This window comes from Pseudomonas sp. MPB03 (genome assembly GCF_046605385.1).
Taxonomy (GTDB): domain Bacteria; phylum Pseudomonadota; class Gammaproteobacteria; order Pseudomonadales; family Pseudomonadaceae; genus Aquipseudomonas; species Aquipseudomonas zanjanensis.
In genome coordinates, this window is sequence record NZ_CP176770.1 from 5,558,593 (window position 1) to 5,574,536 (window position 15,944).

The window sequence follows — 15,944 nt, forward strand, 5'->3', positions numbered from 1 at the left end:
GGATGGTTGCAAGAGCGGAACCATAAGCACGCGTTACCGCAGAAACGAATATGCACACAAAACCACGACACAAAAAAATGCCCGCATCTCACGACACAGGCATTTTCTTAACCAAGTTGCAGGCTTTCGCCCAACCAGTGACTGGCACTTATCGGCAACCTACTTCACCACTTTCAAACTCGGCCGCCCGCTAGGACGCGGCGGCTCGTCATCCGGTGGCGGCAAATCATCATCCGGCTCGAACTCTTCCTCACCGTCCAGCGGCGCTTCCAGCTCGAACACCATGCCCTGGCCATTCTCCCGGGCATAAATGCCCAGGATCGCAGCAACAGGCACGTACAGGGTATGCGGCACACCACCGAAGCGCCCTTCGAAACTGACAGCATCGTTATCCATGTGCAAGTGACGCACGGCGGCTGGCGACACGTTCAGGACAATCTGCCCGTCATTGGCAAAACCCTGCGGCACCTGCACCGACGGAAACTCGGCGTTGACCAGCATGTGCGGGGTGCAATCGTTGTCCACAATCCACTCGTAGAGCGCGCGGACCAGATAAGGTCGACTGGAGTTCATAGCGGCTCCCTAAGCCTTAGCGCATGTCGCGTTCGACACCAGACAGACTCGCCTGGAATGCCTCACGCGCAAATTGGCGCTCCATATAATCAAGCAGCGGCTTGGCAGGCCGCGGCAGTTCGATACCCAGAATCGGCAAACGCCAGAGTATGGGCAATAGGCAGCAATCCACCAGACTTTGTTCCTCACTGAGGAAAAACGGCTTGTCGACGAACAGCGGCGATACGCCTGTCAGGCTTTCACGCAATTCCTTGCGTGCCACGACCCGCGCCGGCTCCTTGGTCCGGGAATCCAGGATCAAGTCCACCAACCCGCACCAGTCACGCTGGATGCGATGGATCAGCAAACGGCTGTTGGCACGCGCGACAGGATAAACCGGCAGTAAAGGTGGATGCGGATAACGCTCATCCAGATATTCCATCACCACAGTCGACTCCCACAACGCCAGGTCACGATCGACCAGTGTGGGCAGGCTGCCGTAAGGGTTCACCTCGATCAGCTTCGGCGGCTGACGGCCCGCTTCGACGTAAATGATCTCGGCGCTGACACCCTTCTCTGCCAGTACGATGCGTACCCGGTGGGAATAGTGGTCGGCGGGGTCGGAGTAACAGGCCAACCGATTGGTCACGCCCATGGCGATCCTCCTCGCTTGTTGAAATTATCGAAAAACGGAAAAGCGAGCGCGCCCAGAGGGCGCCTCCCGTAACACCTGGCTGGCCAGGCTCGTTACATTTTCAGAGACGCCCTTGGGCGCGCACGATTAACAGCAATGGCTTACAGCTTTATCAATGCACGTCTTTCCAGTATTCACGCTTGAGCAGGTAAGCGAATACGAAGAAGAACGCCAGGTACAGCAATACATAGGTACCAATGCGCTGATGTTCCAGCTTCACCGGGTTGGCCGAGTAGGCCAGGAAGGTCACCAGGTTCTTGACCTTCTCGTCAAACTGCTCCGGGGTCAGGCTGCCGGTGTTCGGCAATACGGTCAGCTGGTCGCAAGCTTCGTGAGTCAACGCGGAGCCGGTCAGCGGATCGAATTGCTTTTTACCGTCTTCAACGATCTGGACCTGTTTGCAGCCTACCACCTGGCGACCCTGGAGGCCGACCAGAACGTTAGGCATGCCGACGTTCGGGAAGACCTTGTTGTTCACGCCCCATGGACGCGAAGGATCTTCGTAGAACGAGCGCAGGTAGCCGTAAAGCCAGTCGGTGCCACGCACACGGGCAACCAGCGTCAGGTCCGGCGGCGCGGCGCCGAACCAGGTCTTGGCGTCCGCCGGCTGCATGCCGATGTTCATGTGGTCACCCAGCTTGGCACCGGTGAACACCAGCTTCTCGAGCATCAGCTCATGAGGGATGCCCAGGTCATCGGCAACACGCTCGTAGCGCTGGAACTTGGCACTGTGGCAACCCATGCAGTAGTTGGCGAACGTACGGGCGCCGTCCTGCATGGCCGCTTTGTCGGAAACGTCGATGTCGACTTTTTCGAGCTCCGGACCACCGTGTTCAGCCGCGAAGGACAGTACAGGCATAGCAGCAAGAATCAGTACAGCAAATAGCTTTTTCATCAGCCAGTCACCCTTTCCGGAACCGGTTTGGTCTTCTCGAGCCTGGTGTAGAACGGCATCAAAATGAAGTAGGCGAAATACAGGAAGGTGCAGACCTGCGACAGCAGCGTCCGGCCCGGTGTCGGTGCCAATACGCCCAGCACGCCCAGGATCACGAACGAGACGCAGAACACCACGAGCCATATCTTGCTCAGCCAGCCTTTGTAGCGCATCGACTTGACGGGGCTGCGGTCCAGCCACGGCAGGACGAACAGCACGGCGATGGCCGCGCCCATGGCGATAACACCCAGCAGCTTGTCCGGGATCGCCCGCAGGATCGCGTAGAACGGCGTGAAGTACCAGACCGGGGCAATGTGCTCAGGGGTCTTGAACGCGTTCGCCTGCTCGAAGTTCGGCTTCTCGAGGAAGTAACCGCCCATTTCCGGGAAGAAGAACACGATGGAGCAGAAGATGAACAGGAAGACCACCACGCCGACGATGTCTTTCACGGTGTAGTACGGGTGGAAGGCGATGCCATCCAGCGGTACGCCGTTCTCGTCCTTGTGCTTCTTGATATCCACGCCGTCGGGGTTGTTCGAACCGACTTCGTGCAGCGCGAGGATGTGCAGCACCACCAGGCCGAGGATCACGATCGGCAGGGCCACGACATGCAAGGCGAAAAAGCGGTTCAAGGTGATGCCCGAGATCAGGTAGTCACCACGGATCCATTGGGTCAGGTCGTCGCCGATGACCGGGATCGCACCGAACAGCGAGATGATCACCTGGGCACCCCAGTAGGACATCTGGCCCCACGGCAGCAGGTAACCCATGAAGGCCTCGGCCATCAGCGCCAGGTAGATCAGCATGCCAAAGACCCACACCAGCTCACGGGGCTTCTGGTACGAACCGTAGAGCAAGCCACGGAACATGTGCAGGTAGACCACGATGAAGAACGCCGAAGCGCCGGTGGAGTGCAGCAGGCGCAGGATCGAGCCGTACTCGACGTCGCGCATGATGTATTCGACGGAGGCGAACGCCTCTTCCGCCGACGGCGTGTAGCTCATGGTCAGCCAGACACCGGTGACGATCTGGTTGACCAGAACGAGCAGCGCCAGGGAGCCAAAGAAGTAGAAGAAGTTGAAGTTCTTCGGAGCGTAGTACTTGCTGAGATGGTCTTCCCACATCTTGGTCGCGGGAAAGCGCGCATCAACCCAATCCATAAGTTTGCTCATCACGCTTTCTCCGTATCGACGCCAACGACAATGATGTCATCGGTCTCATAGGAATGCGGGGGAACTGGCAGGTTCAGAGGTGCAGGCTGCGATTTGTAGACGCGACCGGCCAGGTCGTAGTGGGAGCCGTGGCAAGGGCAGAAATAGCCACCGACCCAGTCCTTGCCCAGATCGGCAGGGGCCACTTCAGGACGGAACGTTGGCGAGCAACCCAGGTGCGTGCAGATACCGATCAGCAGCAGAACCTCTGGCTTGATCGAACGCGTTTCAGGGTTGACGTATTCCGGTTGGACCGAGTTCTTGGAGGACGGGTCGGACAACTGACCCTCGATCTTTTTCAGATTCCCCAGGATTTCCTCTGTACGGCGGACGATGAACACCGGCTGGCCGCGCCACTCAGCAATCATCTGCTGGCCTGGCTCGATCTTGCTGACATTCACTTTCACCGGTGCACCTGCGGCTTTCGCCTTGGCGCTGGGAAACCATGACCCCACGAACGGGACCGCAGCCCCCACCGCTCCTGCAGCACCCACCACGGATGTGGCTGCTACCAGGAAGCGACGCCGGCCTGCATTCACGCCGTCATTGCTCATTCAGTCCTCTCCCATCAGCTTTGTGGCCTGTTAGATCAGGCGTCTACTAAGTAAAAATCTGAACTTATAAAAATTTTGCCGAATGGTAATGAAAAGCCCCAATTCTGACAAGGTAATTACCAAGCGGCCAAACCGCCAAGCCTTGTAGTATAGGGGCTCTACGAATGTGGCAAGTTGTCACAGAGCAATTCTTTTGCCCATAAAAAAACGCCCAGCTCCGTGAGGAACTGGGCGCCTTTTGAAAGCGGAAGCGAAATTAACGCTTCGAGTACTGCGGACGCTTACGCGCTTTACGCAGACCGACTTTCTTACGTTCAACTTCGCGAGCATCGCGAGTTACGAAGCCGGCTTTGCGCAGAGCACCACGCAGAGTCTCGTCGTAATCCATCAGGGCGCGAGTGATGCCGTGGCGGATTGCGCCAGCTTGACCACTTACACCACCACCGATAACAGTGACGTAGATGTCGAATTTTTCGACGGTCTCGGTCAGTTCCAGCGGCTGACGAACTACCATGCGGGCAGTTTCGCGGCCGAAGAAGTTATCCAGGGAGCGGTTGTTGATGGAGATGTTACCAGTGCCCGGACGCAGGAAAACGCGTGCGGTTGCAGTCTTGCGACGGCCAGTGCCGTAATTTTGAGTCGCCGACATAATGAACTATTCCGTTAAAACTTCAGTTCTTGGGGCTGCTGAGCAGTATGAGGGTGAGCAGCGCCCGCATAAACCTTCAGCTTACGATACATGTCGCGACCCAGTGGGTTCTTAGGCAGCATGCCTTTAACCGCGGTCTCGATCACGCGCTCAGGGGCTTTGGCGATCAGCTTTTCGAAGTTGATCGACTTGATGCCGCCAGGAAAACCGGAGTGGGAGTAGTACATTTTGTCAGTGGTTTTAGCGCCAGTAACACGTACTTGCTCAGCGTTGATCACGACGATGTAGTCACCGGTGTCAACGTGAGGGGTGTACTCAGGCTTGTGCTTGCCACGCAGACGGCTCGCGATTTCGGTGGCCAGACGACCCAGGGTCTGACCAGCAGCGTCGACGACAAACCAGTCGCGCTTTACTGTTTCCGGTTTAGCAGTAAAAGTTTTCATTCTTTATAGCCTCAGGGGCCGCCCTGTAAATTAGACGGCGGATCTTACTGAATAGTGCGTACTTTGACAAGTCAAAGGCAGCCGGATACAGACGCTTTCGGGGGCTCGGGTCGGCGCGTCCGTTCAACGGCAAGATTCTTCGGCGGCGGCGCATCACTTCCACTGCAGAAAGAGGTGCGCAATTATGCAGATTGCGAAAAATATTTCAACCTGCTTTTATGATTGTTTTGCCCGAGGAGTTCCCGATGGACTATCGCCAGCTAGGCCGTACCGATCTGAATGTCAGCGCCCTGTGCCTCGGCACCATGACCTGGGGTGAGCAGAACAGCGAGGCAGAGGCCTTCGCCCAGATCGAACGCGCCAAGGGTGCCGGCATCAATTTCATCGACACCGCCGAGATGTACCCGGTCCCCCCCAAGGCCGATACCTACGCCACCACCGAGCGCTACATCGGCAATTACTTCAAGAGCCGTGGCGACCGTGCCGACTGGATCCTGGCGAGCAAGATCGCCGGCCCCGGCAACACCATCGACTACATCCGCGACAAGAACCTCAAGCACAACCGCCGCCACATCGTCGAAGCGGTGGACGCCAGCCTCAAGCGCCTGCAGACCGACTGGATCGATCTCTACCAGCTGCATTGGCCCGAGCGCAGCACCAACTTCTTTGGTCAACTGGGCTACCAGCACAAGGCCGACGAAACGTTCACCCCGCTGGAGGAAACCCTCGAAGCCCTGGACGAGCAGGTCCGCGCCGGCAAGATCCGCCACATCGGCCTGTCCAACGAAACGCCTTGGGGCACCATGAAATTCCTCGCCCTGGCCGAGGCCCGTGGCTGGCCGCGGGCGGTGTCGATCCAGAACCCGTACAACCTGCTCAACCGCAGCTTCGAGATCGGCCTGTCGGAAATCGCCATTCGCGAACAATGTGGACTGCTGGCTTATTCGCCACTGGCGTTCGGCTTCCTGTCGGGCAAATACGAAAACGGCGCACGGCCCGCCAAGGGCCGCCTGACCCTTTACAGCCGCTTCATGCGTTACTTCAACCCGCAGTCGGAGGCCGCCTGCAGCCGTTATGTCGCCCTGGCCCGTGAGCACGGCCTGGACCCGGCGCAGATGGCCCTGGCGTTCGTCACCCAGCAGCCGTTCGTGACCAGCAACATCATCGGCGCCACCACGCTGGAGCAACTGGACAGCAACATCGCCAGCTTCGATCTGAAGCTGTCGGATGAAGTGCTGGCGGGGATCGAGGCGATTCACAAGGATCAGCCGAACCCGGCGCCCTGATCCATAGGCCTCATCGCGAGCAAGCTCGCTCCCACAGGGGGCTGTGCTGATCACGATTTACGATCAGGCACAAATCCCCTGTGGGAGCGAGCTTGCTCGCGATAGCCGACTCAAACCCACCCCCTTATCAAAGCGACCGCGCAATGATCTCCTTCATGATTTCATTGGTCCCGGCATAGATCCGCTGCACCCGCGCATCCGCCCACGCCCGGGCAATTGGGTATTCCCACATGAAGCCGTAGCCGCCATGCAACTGCACGCACTCGTCGAGCACCTTGCATTGCAGGTCGGTGCCCCAGTACTTGGCCATCGCCGCCGTCGGCACGTCCAGCTTGCCTTGCAGGTGCAACTCCAGGCAGCGGTCGACGAAGACCCGGCCAATCTGGATTTCGGTGGCCATTTCCGCGAGCTTGAAACGGGTGTTCTGGAAGTCGGCGATGGATTTGCCGAACGCCTTGCGATCACGGGTGTAGTCCAGGGTCCATTGCAGCGCCGCTTCGGCCGAAGCCAGGCCACCGATGGCGACGGTCAGGCGTTCCTGGGGCAGCTCTTGCATCAGGTAGGCAAAGCCCATTCCGGCCTGCCCCAGCAGGTTTTCCTTCGGCACGCGGACATCCTGGAAGAACAGTTCCGACGTGTCCTGGGCCTTCATGCCGACTTTCTCCAGGCGCTTGCCCTTTTCAAAGCCCGGGGTGCCCGCCTCCACCAGGAACAGGCTGGTGCCCTTGGCGCCGGCCTTGGGGTCGGTCTTGGCGACCACAATCACCAGGTCCGCCAGGAAGCCATTGGTGATGAATGTCTTCGAGCCGTTGATGACGTATTCATCACCGTCGAGCACCGCCGTGGTCTTCACCCCTTGCAGGTCGGAGCCGGCGCCCGGCTCGGTCATGGCAATGGCCGTGACCATTTCGCCAGACACCAGTTTCGGCAGGTACTTGTGTTTCAGCGCTTCGCTGCCGTAATGCAGGATGTACGGCGCGACGATGTCGGAATGCAGCGAGAAGCCGATCCCCGTCAGCCCCAGGCGGCCGATCTCCTCGATCACCACGGTGCTGTAGAGGAAATCCGCGTCAAGCCCGCCATAGGCCTCTGGCAGGTGCGAGCACAACATGCCCGCCTCCCCCGCTTTGTTCCAGAGTTGACGATCGACATGCCCCTGTTTTTCCCACTGACTGTGGTACGGCACGGCTTCTTTTTCGAGGAAGGTTCGTACGCTGTCGCGAAACAATTCGTGCTCGGGACTGAACAGGGTTCTTGGGATCATGGCGCACCTTTGGTTATTGTTGGGCGTGGTTATCCGACAGAGCCTAAGCCTGCGACGTACGACAGGACACTGGACACATCCGACAAAAAATAAGACGATCCAGCCGTCTGTTGACCACTTTCCCCTATAAAAATAAAGATGAATTATGTCTATGCACGCCTCCACGCCCTTGCGGCGCGTCAGCATCCTGGCAGTCGACCGGGTCTTCGCCTCCACCCTCATGCAAGCCAAGGATTTTTTCCACCTGGCCAGCCTGCGCTATGGCAAACAACTGGGCCACGGCCTGACGCCGGCGTTTGAAACCCGGCTGGTCAGCCCCGATGGCAAACCGGTGAACAGTTTCAGCGATGTGATCATGCCGGTGGACGGTGGCCTGGAAAATACCGACGTCATCATCCTGCCAGCCTTCTGGGATGATTTCGCCGGCCTCTGCCAACGTTATCCCCAGGTCTTGCCCTGGCTGCGCGAACAACACGCTCGCGGCGCAGTCCTCTGCGGCGAAGCCACCGGGGTGTTCTGGCTGGCCGAGGCCGGGCTACTCGACGGCAAGGAAGCCACCACTTACTGGCGCTTCTTCAATGCCTTCAAGGAGCGCTTCCCCCAGGTGCACCTGAACCAGGACAAACACCTGACCGACGCCGACAACCTGTTCTGCGCTGGCGGTACGACCTCAGCCTGCGACCTCTACATCTACCTCATCGAACGCTTCTGCGGCGCCAACGTGGCCCAGGCCGTGGCGCGGGACATCCTGTATGAAGTGCAACGCAGCTATTCGCCAGGACGGATCGGCTTCGGCGGGCAGAAACTGCACCAGGACGTGATCATCCTGCAGATCCAGCAATGGCTCGAAGAGCACTTCGCCGATAAATTCCGCTTCGAGGACGTTGCCCGGGAACATGGCATGAGCATCCGCAATTTCATGCGCCGCTTCCAGACCGCCACGGGCGACAAACCGCTGCACTATCTGCAACGGCTGCGGATCGAAACCGCCAAGGGCCTGCTCTCCGGCAGCCGCAAGAGCATCAAGACCATCAGCTACGAAGTCGGCTACGACGACGCGAGCTTTTTCGCACGACTGTTCCGGCAACATACCGACCTGTCGCCGAACCAGTATCGACAGCAGTTTCAGCAGGCGGCGTGAACCAAGTACCTGGCAAAAATCCACTGTGGGAGCGAGCTTGCTCGCGATGGAGGTGGTTCAGCAGCATGGACGTTGGCTAGCAGGACGCTATCGCGAGCAAGCTCGCTCCCACAGGGTCCGGTGGGGAATCAGCAAATAAAAAGGCCTGCAATCGCAGGCCTTTTTTTGTGCTCCGAACGCCCTACGGCTTATGCGCCCGCGCCAGGAATTCGTGGGATTGCATTTCCAACAAGCGACTCAGGGTCCGCTGGAATTCGAAGGTCAGGCGACCGCCGGTGTAGAGATCCTTGAGTTCGACTTCAGCCGAAATGATCAGCTTCACGTTACGGTCGTAGAACTCGTCGACCATGTTGATGAAGCGACGGGCGATGTCGTCGGTGGTGACGCTCATCTGCTCGACATTACTCAGCAACACGGCGTGGAAGATCTTGCCCAGTTCGATGTAATCGTTCTGGCTGCGCGGGCCGTCGCACAGTTCGCGGAAGTCGAACCAGGCGACGTCGTCGCAGGTGCGAATGGCGCGGATCTTGCGATTTTCGATGATCAGTTCGTCGTTTTCGACCGCTTGGGTGCATTCCGGTGTCAGGGCGCGGAAGCTCTTGCGCAGGCTTTCTTCGGCGGCGGCATCCAACGGGAAGTGGAACAGTTCCGCTTGTTCGAGGTGGCGCAGGCGGTAGTCGACGCCGCTGTCGACGTTGACGATTTCGGTGTGTTCCTTGATCAGCGCGATGGCCGGCAGGAAACGCGCCCGTTGCAGGCCATCCTTGTACAGGCCGTCCGGCACGATGTTCGAGGTGGCGACCAGGGTCACGCCGTTCTTGAACAGTTCTTCCATCAAGGTGCCGAGGATCATCGCGTCGGTGATATCGGAAACGAAAAACTCATCGAAGCAGATCACCCGGGTCTCGTCGGAAAAACGCTTGGCGATGATGGTCAGCGGGTTCTTTTCGCCACCCAGGGTCTTCATTTCCTCGTGCACGCGCTTCATGAAGCGATGGAAGTGCGTCCGTGTCTTTTCCTTGAACGGCAGCGCTTCGAAGAAGGTATCCACCAGGTAGGTCTTGCCACGGCCAACGCCGCCCCAGAAGTACAGGCCCTTGACGGGCGCCTGGTCTTTTTTGCCGAACAGTTTGCCCAACAGGCCCGGCTTGTTCTTCGATGCCGCGACCAGGTCGTCGTACAGGCGCTGCAAATGCCGCACCGCCGTTTCCTGGGCTGCGTCGTGGAAGAACTCCGGGCGTTTCAGATCAGCTTGATATCGTTCTAGGGGCGTCATATTCGTTAGCAAGGCAACAAAAACGGGCCGTCACTGTAGCGATGGCCCGGAAGAATGGCAATCGGCCCTTATTCGGGCCGATGGTCGGGTGACGTGCCGGATCAGTCCTGGGCAGGCGTCAGGGCAATGCGCAAGGCATCAATGGCCGCGTCCCGGGCGGCACTGTCGGTGAACGCTGGGCTATTCGCCACGCATTCGCCTTCGAGCCAGACGCTGAAACTCAGCTCGTCGCTGCGTACGTCCAGGGGTTGGCCAGCCTGCAATTGCTTGGTCACCTGCCCTGCGGTCTTGCCGTCGGCAAAATTGTTCGATAGCAACAGTTGCTCACCCTCGGCGGAAAGCAGGCGGAAACGGAAACTGCCGTCATCCTCGCGGAAGCTGACGAAACGTGCCGCTTTGGCCGCTTTCTTTTTGGTCTGGGTGGCCACCTGGACCTGGCTGACGAAGGACCGCAAGCCAACGGCTTCGCGCAGTTCATTGAGGAACGGCGTTGCCACGGCCCGGGCCTTGCTCGCGCCCAGTTGCAGGATGTCTTCGAGGTCCGATGGACGCTCGATGAACTGGTGATAACGTTCGCGGGCCTCACCCAGCTCGCTGTCGAGCAACTGGAACAGGCGGTTCTTCGCTTCGCCCCAACCCAGGCCCTGCAACAGTTCGCTGCGGAACTCGGCGGACTGCTCGGCAGTGGCGAAAGCCTGGAACAGGGTGAACAGGTGCGAATTGTCCGGATCCTTGGCTTCGCCCGGGGCGCGGGAGTCGGTGACGATCCGCGAGATCGCGTCCTTCATGTCCTTGGCGCTGCTGAACAGCGGAATGGTGTTGTCGTAGCTCTTGGACATCTTGCGGCCATCGAGGCCCGGCAATGTGGCGACGCTTTCTTCGATCAGCGCCTCGGGCATGGTGAAGAACTCCTTGCCCTGGCCGAACAGATGATTGAAGCGCTGGCCGATGTCCCGGGCCATCTCCACGTGCTGGATCTGGTCGCGGCCGACCGGCACCTTGTGGGCGTTGAACATCAGGATGTCGGCGGCCATGAGGATCGGGTAGCTGTAGAGGCCCATGGTGACGCCGGCGTCCGGGTCTTCGCCGGCCTCGACGTTCTTGTCCACCGAGGCCTTGTAGGCGTGGGCGCGGTTGAGCAGGCCCTTGGCAGCGACGCAGGTCAGCAGCCAGGTCAGTTCCGGGATCTCGGGAATGTCGGACTGGCGATAGAACGTCACGCGGTCCACGTCCAGGCCGCCGGCCAGCCAGGTGGCGGCGATTTCCAGGCGCGAACGCTGGATACGCAGCGGGTCATCGCACTTGATCAGGGCGTGATAGTCGGCCAGGAAGTAGAACGAATCGGCGTTGCTGTCGCGGCTGGCGAGGATCGCCGGACGGATGGCGCCGGCATAGTTGCCCAGGTGCGGGGTGCCGGTGGTGGTGATGCCGGTCAGGATACGGGTACGCGTCGTCATGGGTTATCGCTTGTCAGACTGCTGTCAATTCGAGAGGCGCGGCAGGATCAGATCCTTGAGATCAGTCAGCTTGCCATGAAAAAAGTGTCCGCATTCTGCCACTTTCAGCAGCTCATGGGGACGTTGGAGCGTGTCGGACCATGCGTAGACCAGCTGCGGATCGACCACTTCGTCGGTTTCCGGCTGGATCACGGTCAATTCGCCACCGGTCGGCAAGGGCGACTGCTCATCCAGGCGCATCACCGCCGGGGCCACCATGAACAAGTGCTTGACCGGTTGTCCCTGGGCTTCCAGGCGCCCACCCAGGCTGGCGGCGACGAATCCGCCGAAGGAAAAGCCGAACAGGGTCAGGGGCAATTGCGGGTATTGTTCCCGCAGCCATTGGGCGACCGCCTGGGCGTCGTCCACTTCACCAGTGCCCATGTCATGAGTGCCGGCACTGGCGCCCACGCCACGATAATTGAAACGCAACGTAACCAGCCCGGCATCCCGGGCGGTGCGTTGCAGGGTCGAGACCACTTTGTTGAGCATGGTCCCGCCCTGCACCGGGTTCGGGTGGCAGATCAGCGCCAGGCCACGGGGGGCCTCGTTGTCCAGGTACAAGGCTTCCAGTTGGCCCACGGGGCCATCGATGACTACAGGGGTTTCGCGCATAAGCAAGGGAAAGAACTCCGTGACCCCGAATGGGGTCGACTCGTCTAGCTAAAAGTCTGTGCCTGGCATGATTGCGATGTTCTTCGCGGTATACAGCGCAGGTCCGAGCCGTTAACGTAAAGCAAAGCCGTTTATAGAGGAAGGACTCGTGGAACACTCGCTCTTAGTTTGGTTGTTGCCGACTCTTGCCCTGGTTGCCGGTGTCGCCATTGGATTCCTGCTTGCCCGACTGCTGCCCAACGCGGTGCCCAACAGCACCCAACGTCAGCTGGACGACATCCAGGAACGTTTCGACAGTTATCAGAATGAAGTGGTTACCCACTTCAACAGCACCGCCTCTCTGGTGAAAAAACTCACCCAGAGCTACCAGGAAGTCCAGGATCATCTGTCCGAGGGTGCCAATCGCCTGGCCCTGGACGAGCAGACTCGCCAGCGCCTGCTGGCTGCCCTGCAAGCCGATGCGGCACAGACGCCACGGGAACGCCTGACCCCACCCAAAGGGATCCAGGAACCGCCACGGGACTACGCGCCAAAGGCCCCGAATTCGCCCGGCATGCTCGATGAGCATTACGGTTTGAAGAAGTAATTTCCAAGCGACACCAAAAAGCCCGCCCGATCCCATGATCGGGCGGGCTTTTTATCGGTTCCTATTCCCTATTTCAATTTGATCCCCCGTGGCGAGGGAGCTTGCTCCCGCTGGGCTGCGAAGCAGCCCTATAGCAGCGAACTCGATTTTCCTGACACACCGAGTTGCCTGGTTTTGGGGCCGCTTCGCGGCCCAGCGGGAGCAAGCTCCCTCGCCACAGGGATCGGTGTCCTGAGGCATCTCAGTTAAGCCAACACCTCACCCGCCACCTGGTCGATGGCCCCTTTGGTGATGTCGACGATCAGGTCCGCATCTTCGCGGGTCAGGATCAGCGGTGGGGCGAAGCCCAGGATGTCGCCGTGGGGCATGGCGCGGGCGATCATGCCGCGCTCCAGGCAGGCAGCCGAGACCTTCGGGCCGACTTTAAGTGCCGGGTCGAACGCCGTGCGCTGTTCACGATCGGCCATGAACTCCACTGCGGCCAGCATGCCGTCGCCGCGCACCTCCCCCACCAGCGGATGACCTTCCAGCGTTTCACGCAACCGACGGTTCAAGTAGCCCCCAACATTCTCGGCGTTGGCCGTGAGGTTTTCCCGTTCGAGGATGTCGAGGTTGGCCAACGCCGCCGCCGCGCAGATCGGATGCCCGGAATACGTCCAGCCATGGCCCATGGCGCCTTCGGCCTGGGAGGCCTTTTCAATCACGCTCCAGACCTTCTCGCCGATGATCACCGCCGACAACGGTGCATAAGCACTGGTCAGGCCTTTGGCGGTGGTGATCAGGTCCGGCTTCATGCCGTAGCGCTGGCTGCCCATCTTCGACCCCAGGCGACCAAACGCGCAGACCACCTCGTCGGCAATCAACAGCACGTCGTACTTCTTCAACACGGCCTGGATCGCATCCCAGTAACCGACAGGCGGGACAATGATGCCGCCGGTGCCCATCAGCGGTTCACCGATGAACGCCGCGACGGTGTCCGGGCCTTCGGCGAGAATCATCTTCTCCAGCTCATCGGCGCAATAGCTCACGAATGCCGCTTCGTCCATGCCCACCGGGGCCTTGCGATACCAGTGCGGGCACACGGTGTGCTTGACCCCTTCCACCGGAAGATCGAAATGCTGGTGGAAGGTCGCCAGCCCCGTCAGGCTGCCGGTCATGATGCCCGAACCATGGTAGCCACGGTCCCGCGAGATGATCTTTTTCTTCAGCGGCCGGCCCAGCACGTTGTTGTAGTAGCGCACCAATTTGACTTGGGTCTCGTTGGCATCGGAGCCGGACAATCCGTAGTAGACCTTCTTCATCCCTTCCGGCGCCCAGTCCATGATGCGACTGGACAGCTCAATGATCGCCTCGCTCGAGTGGCCGACGTAGGTGTGGTAGTAGGCCAGTTCCTTGGCCTGCTTATAGATGGCGTCAGCCACCTCCGTGCGGCCGTAGCCGATGTTCACGCAGTAGAGGCCGGCGAAGGCGTCGATGAACTCACGGCCCTCATGGTCGCGAATGCGAACGCCTGACGCACTCTTGATGATCCGTCCCTTGAGCGCGCCGCTGGCATGGTCATGGGCGTGGGTCGAGGGGTGCATGAAATGCGCACGGTCTTGTTCGAATAGCGTATTGAGTTCTTGGCTCATGCGGACTCTCCTGGGAACTGGCCTTGATGGTGCAGGCAAAAATATTTGGTTTCGACAAAGGGCTCGAAGCCCTCGCTGCCACCCTCACGACCGAGGCCGGAGGCTTTCATGCCACCGAAGGGGATCGGGTGGCCGGTGAACTTGACGCCGTTGACCGCGACCATGGCGTGGTCGAGACGGCGGATCAGCGGATAAATGACATCCAGGCGGTTCGAACAAATATAGGCCGCCAGTCCGTATTCGGTGTCGTTGGCCATTTCGATGGCTTCGTCCAGGGTGTCGAACGGCATCACCCCGGCAATGGGCGCGAAGTTTTCTTCACGGTAGATGCGCATCTGCGGCGTGACATCGGCCAGCACGGTCGGTTGATAGAACAACCCGCCCAAGGCATGGGCCTCGCCCCCCACCAGGCGCTGAGCGCCCAGCGCCAGGGCATCGGTGACACGATCAGCGGTCGCATCGAACGCCGCCTGGTGCATCAACGGCCCGACATCCACGTCCTGTTCCTGTTGACCGACCATGGCCGGCCCGACGCGCAAGGCACGCACCGCTGCGGCGAAACGACTGAGGAACGCTGGGTACACCGAGCGTTGCACCATGATTCGATTGGCCGCGCAGCAATCCTGGCCCGAGGTCTGGAACTTCGCTTCCACAGCGACTTTCACCGCCAGCGTCAGGTCGGCATCGGCGCAGACAATGAACGGCGCGTTGCCGCCCAGTTCCAGCGCGACTTTCTTCACGTCATGGGCCGCCGCTTGAAGCACCAGTTTGCCGACCCGGGTCGAGCCAGTGAAACTCACCGAGCGTACACGACGGTCCTTGACCAGGGTTTCCATGGCCATTTGCGGCTCGCCCAAGACCACGTTGAAAACCCCGGCGGGAAAGCCCGCTTCCTCGGCCAATTGCGCCAGGGCCAACGCTGAGTACGGCGTTTCGTGGGCGGGCTTGATCACCACCGTGCAGCCGGCAGCCAGGGCCGCGGCGGCCTTGCGGGTAATCATCGCCGAAGGGAAATTCCACGGTGTGAGCAGCGCGCAGACGCCCACCGGCTCCTTGATGGTGCCCAGGTGCGCATTCGGGATATGGCTGGGGATGTTCTGGCCGTAAAGGCGCCGGGCTTCCTCGGCGAACCAAGGGATGAAGCTGGCGGCATAGCCGATTTCGCCACGGGACTCGGCCAACGGTTTGCCCTGTTCCAGGCTGAGAATGTGTGCGAGGTCTTCGCTGTGTTCGGTGATCAACGCTGCCCAGCGCCGCAGGATCGCGCCGCGCGTCTCCAGGCTCTGCTCGCGCCACGCCGGGAAGGCGCGATGCGCTGCGTCCACCGCCGCGACGATCTGTGGCTGATCGAGCATCGGCACATGGCCAATGACCGTGCGGGTGGCAGGGTTGTGCACCGCGATGCTTTGGCCACTGTCGCTGTGGACCCAATGGCCATCGATGTAGCAAAGCGCTTTGAACAGCAGCGGATGTTGATAAGGCATGACGTTCACTCCAGACCGTTTGCGTGAATCCATGCTAGGGCAGCGATGCTTGGGCTTTCGGGTGTTTGCGCGGGGCCAGACCTTGGTTTTTTTCTGGAAAAGACCTGCTGGAACGTGTTTTCTGCGGT

Annotated in this window: 16 protein-coding genes; 3 read left to right on the forward strand and 13 right to left on the reverse strand. The window is 60.0% G+C overall.

What is annotated here, in order from left to right:
• Positions 1 to 159: 159 nt before the first annotated feature.
• The 7 genes from ACLH0I_RS24075 to rplM all read right to left on the reverse strand — a co-directional run bounded on the left by ACLH0I_RS24075 (position 160) and on the right by rplM (position 5,037).
• Positions 160 to 573 carry a ClpXP protease specificity-enhancing factor gene (locus ACLH0I_RS24075; protein ID WP_053124982.1) on the reverse strand — a complete coding sequence of 138 codons (414 nt, stop codon included), beginning with the start codon at positions 571 to 573 and terminating at the stop codon, positions 160 to 162.
• A 16-nt stretch (positions 574 to 589) separates the two neighbouring features.
• The gene (locus ACLH0I_RS24080; protein ID WP_003178195.1) at positions 590 to 1,207 is read right to left on the reverse strand and encodes a glutathione S-transferase N-terminal domain-containing protein; all 618 of its coding nucleotides are present in this window, start codon (positions 1,205 to 1,207) and stop codon (positions 590 to 592) included.
• Positions 1,208 to 1,358: 151 nt separating this feature from the next.
• On the reverse strand, positions 1,359 to 2,141 hold the full coding sequence (locus tag ACLH0I_RS24085) for a cytochrome c1 (RefSeq protein WP_186729579.1): 783 nt from the start codon (positions 2,139 to 2,141) through the stop codon (positions 1,359 to 1,361).
• A complete protein-coding gene (locus ACLH0I_RS24090) occupies positions 2,141 to 3,352 on the reverse strand; it encodes a cytochrome b (RefSeq protein ID WP_186705118.1) in 1,212 nt (403 codons plus the stop codon). The genes ACLH0I_RS24085 and ACLH0I_RS24090 overlap by 1 nt, the downstream gene beginning before the upstream one ends.
• Positions 3,352 to 3,945, reverse strand: a complete 594-nt coding sequence (petA, locus tag ACLH0I_RS24095; protein WP_039591565.1) for a ubiquinol-cytochrome c reductase iron-sulfur subunit — start codon at positions 3,943 to 3,945, stop codon at positions 3,352 to 3,354. Before petA ends, ACLH0I_RS24090 begins: the two co-directional genes overlap by 1 nt.
• 256 nt (positions 3,946 to 4,201) lie before the next feature.
• Entirely contained in the window at positions 4,202 to 4,594 is a 393-nt protein-coding gene (gene rpsI / locus ACLH0I_RS24100) for a 30S ribosomal protein S9 (protein WP_003205364.1), read from the reverse strand.
• A 14-nt stretch (positions 4,595 to 4,608) separates the two neighbouring features.
• Positions 4,609 to 5,037 carry a 50S ribosomal protein L13 gene (gene rplM, locus ACLH0I_RS24105; protein ID WP_003205365.1) on the reverse strand — a complete coding sequence of 143 codons (429 nt, stop codon included), beginning with the start codon at positions 5,035 to 5,037 and terminating at the stop codon, positions 4,609 to 4,611.
• A 245-nt stretch (positions 5,038 to 5,282) separates the two neighbouring features.
• Between rplM and ACLH0I_RS24110 the strand changes: the two genes are divergently transcribed.
• The gene (locus ACLH0I_RS24110) at positions 5,283 to 6,323 is read left to right on the forward strand and encodes an NADP(H)-dependent aldo-keto reductase (protein ID WP_250962891.1); all 1,041 of its coding nucleotides are present in this window, start codon (positions 5,283 to 5,285) and stop codon (positions 6,321 to 6,323) included.
• A gap of 127 nt (positions 6,324 to 6,450) precedes the next feature.
• On the opposite strand, the gene ACLH0I_RS24115 is transcribed toward ACLH0I_RS24110, so the two are convergent.
• Positions 6,451 to 7,587: an acyl-CoA dehydrogenase family protein gene (locus ACLH0I_RS24115; protein ID WP_186729577.1), complete on the reverse strand. Its 1,137-nt coding sequence runs from the start codon at positions 7,585 to 7,587 to the stop codon at positions 6,451 to 6,453.
• Positions 7,588 to 7,831: 244 nt separating this feature from the next.
• Here ACLH0I_RS24115 and ACLH0I_RS24120 point away from each other — a divergent pair, with 244 nt between their 5' ends.
• Positions 7,832 to 8,728 carry a GlxA family transcriptional regulator gene (locus ACLH0I_RS24120; protein ID WP_186705196.1) on the forward strand — a complete coding sequence of 299 codons (897 nt, stop codon included), beginning with the start codon at positions 7,832 to 7,834 and terminating at the stop codon, positions 8,726 to 8,728.
• Positions 8,729 to 8,909: 181 nt separating this feature from the next.
• Here the strand turns inward: ACLH0I_RS24120 and zapE are convergent, their stop codons facing one another.
• From zapE to ACLH0I_RS24135, 3 genes are all read right to left on the reverse strand, one after another.
• Positions 8,910 to 10,004 (reverse strand): cell division protein ZapE, encoded by a 1,095-nt coding sequence (gene zapE, locus ACLH0I_RS24125; RefSeq protein ID WP_411385572.1) that lies wholly within the window; start codon positions 10,002 to 10,004, stop codon positions 8,910 to 8,912.
• A gap of 101 nt (positions 10,005 to 10,105) precedes the next feature.
• Complete coding sequence (locus ACLH0I_RS24130; protein WP_411385573.1) at positions 10,106 to 11,461, reverse strand: tryptophan--tRNA ligase; 1,356 nt, start codon at positions 11,459 to 11,461, stop codon at positions 10,106 to 10,108.
• Positions 11,462 to 11,485: 24 nt separating this feature from the next.
• On the reverse strand, positions 11,486 to 12,115 hold the full coding sequence (locus tag ACLH0I_RS24135; RefSeq protein WP_411387553.1) for an alpha/beta hydrolase: 630 nt from the start codon (positions 12,113 to 12,115) through the stop codon (positions 11,486 to 11,488).
• Between the two features lie 148 nt (positions 12,116 to 12,263).
• Between ACLH0I_RS24135 and ACLH0I_RS24140 the strand changes: the two genes are divergently transcribed.
• The gene (locus ACLH0I_RS24140; RefSeq protein ID WP_181287677.1) at positions 12,264 to 12,701 is read left to right on the forward strand and encodes a YhcB family protein; all 438 of its coding nucleotides are present in this window, start codon (positions 12,264 to 12,266) and stop codon (positions 12,699 to 12,701) included.
• Between the two features lie 245 nt (positions 12,702 to 12,946).
• Here ACLH0I_RS24140 and ACLH0I_RS24145 read toward each other — a convergent pair whose 3' ends face one another.
• Together ACLH0I_RS24145 and ACLH0I_RS24150 are read right to left on the reverse strand one after the other, a co-directional pair.
• Positions 12,947 to 14,332: an aspartate aminotransferase family protein gene (locus ACLH0I_RS24145; protein ID WP_411385574.1), complete on the reverse strand. Its 1,386-nt coding sequence runs from the start codon at positions 14,330 to 14,332 to the stop codon at positions 12,947 to 12,949.
• Complete coding sequence (locus tag ACLH0I_RS24150; protein ID WP_411385575.1) at positions 14,329 to 15,816, reverse strand: NAD-dependent succinate-semialdehyde dehydrogenase; 1,488 nt, start codon at positions 15,814 to 15,816, stop codon at positions 14,329 to 14,331. The genes ACLH0I_RS24145 and ACLH0I_RS24150 overlap by 4 nt, the downstream gene beginning before the upstream one ends.
• Positions 15,817 to 15,944 lie beyond the last annotated feature (128 nt).

Bases quoted from the DNA above. Each gene is read 5' to 3' on its own strand.
- ACLH0I_RS24080 (WP_003178195.1), bottom strand. From the start codon at position 1,207: ATGGGCGTGACCAATCGGTTGGCCTGTTACTCCGACCCCGCCGACCAC.
- ACLH0I_RS24135 (WP_411387553.1), bottom strand. From the start codon at position 12,115: ATGCGCGAAACCCCTGTAGTCATCGATGGCCCCGTGGGCCAACTGGAA.
- ACLH0I_RS24075 (WP_053124982.1), bottom strand. From the start codon at position 573: ATGAACTCCAGTCGACCTTATCTGGTCCGCGCGCTCTACGAGTGGATT.
- ACLH0I_RS24145 (WP_411385574.1), bottom strand. From the start codon at position 14,332: ATGAGCCAAGAACTCAATACGCTATTCGAACAAGACCGTGCGCATTTC.
- rplM (WP_003205365.1), bottom strand. From the start codon at position 5,037: ATGAAAACTTTTACTGCTAAACCGGAAACAGTAAAGCGCGACTGGTTT.
- ACLH0I_RS24115 (WP_186729577.1), bottom strand. From the start codon at position 7,587: ATGATCCCAAGAACCCTGTTCAGTCCCGAGCACGAATTGTTTCGCGAC.
- ACLH0I_RS24150 (WP_411385575.1), bottom strand. From the start codon at position 15,816: ATGCCTTATCAACATCCGCTGCTGTTCAAAGCGCTTTGCTACATCGAT.
- ACLH0I_RS24110 (WP_250962891.1), top strand. From the start codon at position 5,283: ATGGACTATCGCCAGCTAGGCCGTACCGATCTGAATGTCAGCGCCCTG.
- zapE (WP_411385572.1), bottom strand. From the start codon at position 10,004: ATGACGCCCCTAGAACGATATCAAGCTGATCTGAAACGCCCGGAGTTC.
- petA (WP_039591565.1), bottom strand. From the start codon at position 3,945: ATGAGCAATGACGGCGTGAATGCAGGCCGGCGTCGCTTCCTGGTAGCA.
- ACLH0I_RS24085 (WP_186729579.1), bottom strand. From the start codon at position 2,141: ATGAAAAAGCTATTTGCTGTACTGATTCTTGCTGCTATGCCTGTACTG.
- rpsI (WP_003205364.1), bottom strand. From the start codon at position 4,594: ATGTCGGCGACTCAAAATTACGGCACTGGCCGTCGCAAGACTGCAACC.
- ACLH0I_RS24130 (WP_411385573.1), bottom strand. From the start codon at position 11,461: ATGACGACGCGTACCCGTATCCTGACCGGCATCACCACCACCGGCACC.
- ACLH0I_RS24090 (WP_186705118.1), bottom strand. From the start codon at position 3,352: ATGAGCAAACTTATGGATTGGGTTGATGCGCGCTTTCCCGCGACCAAG.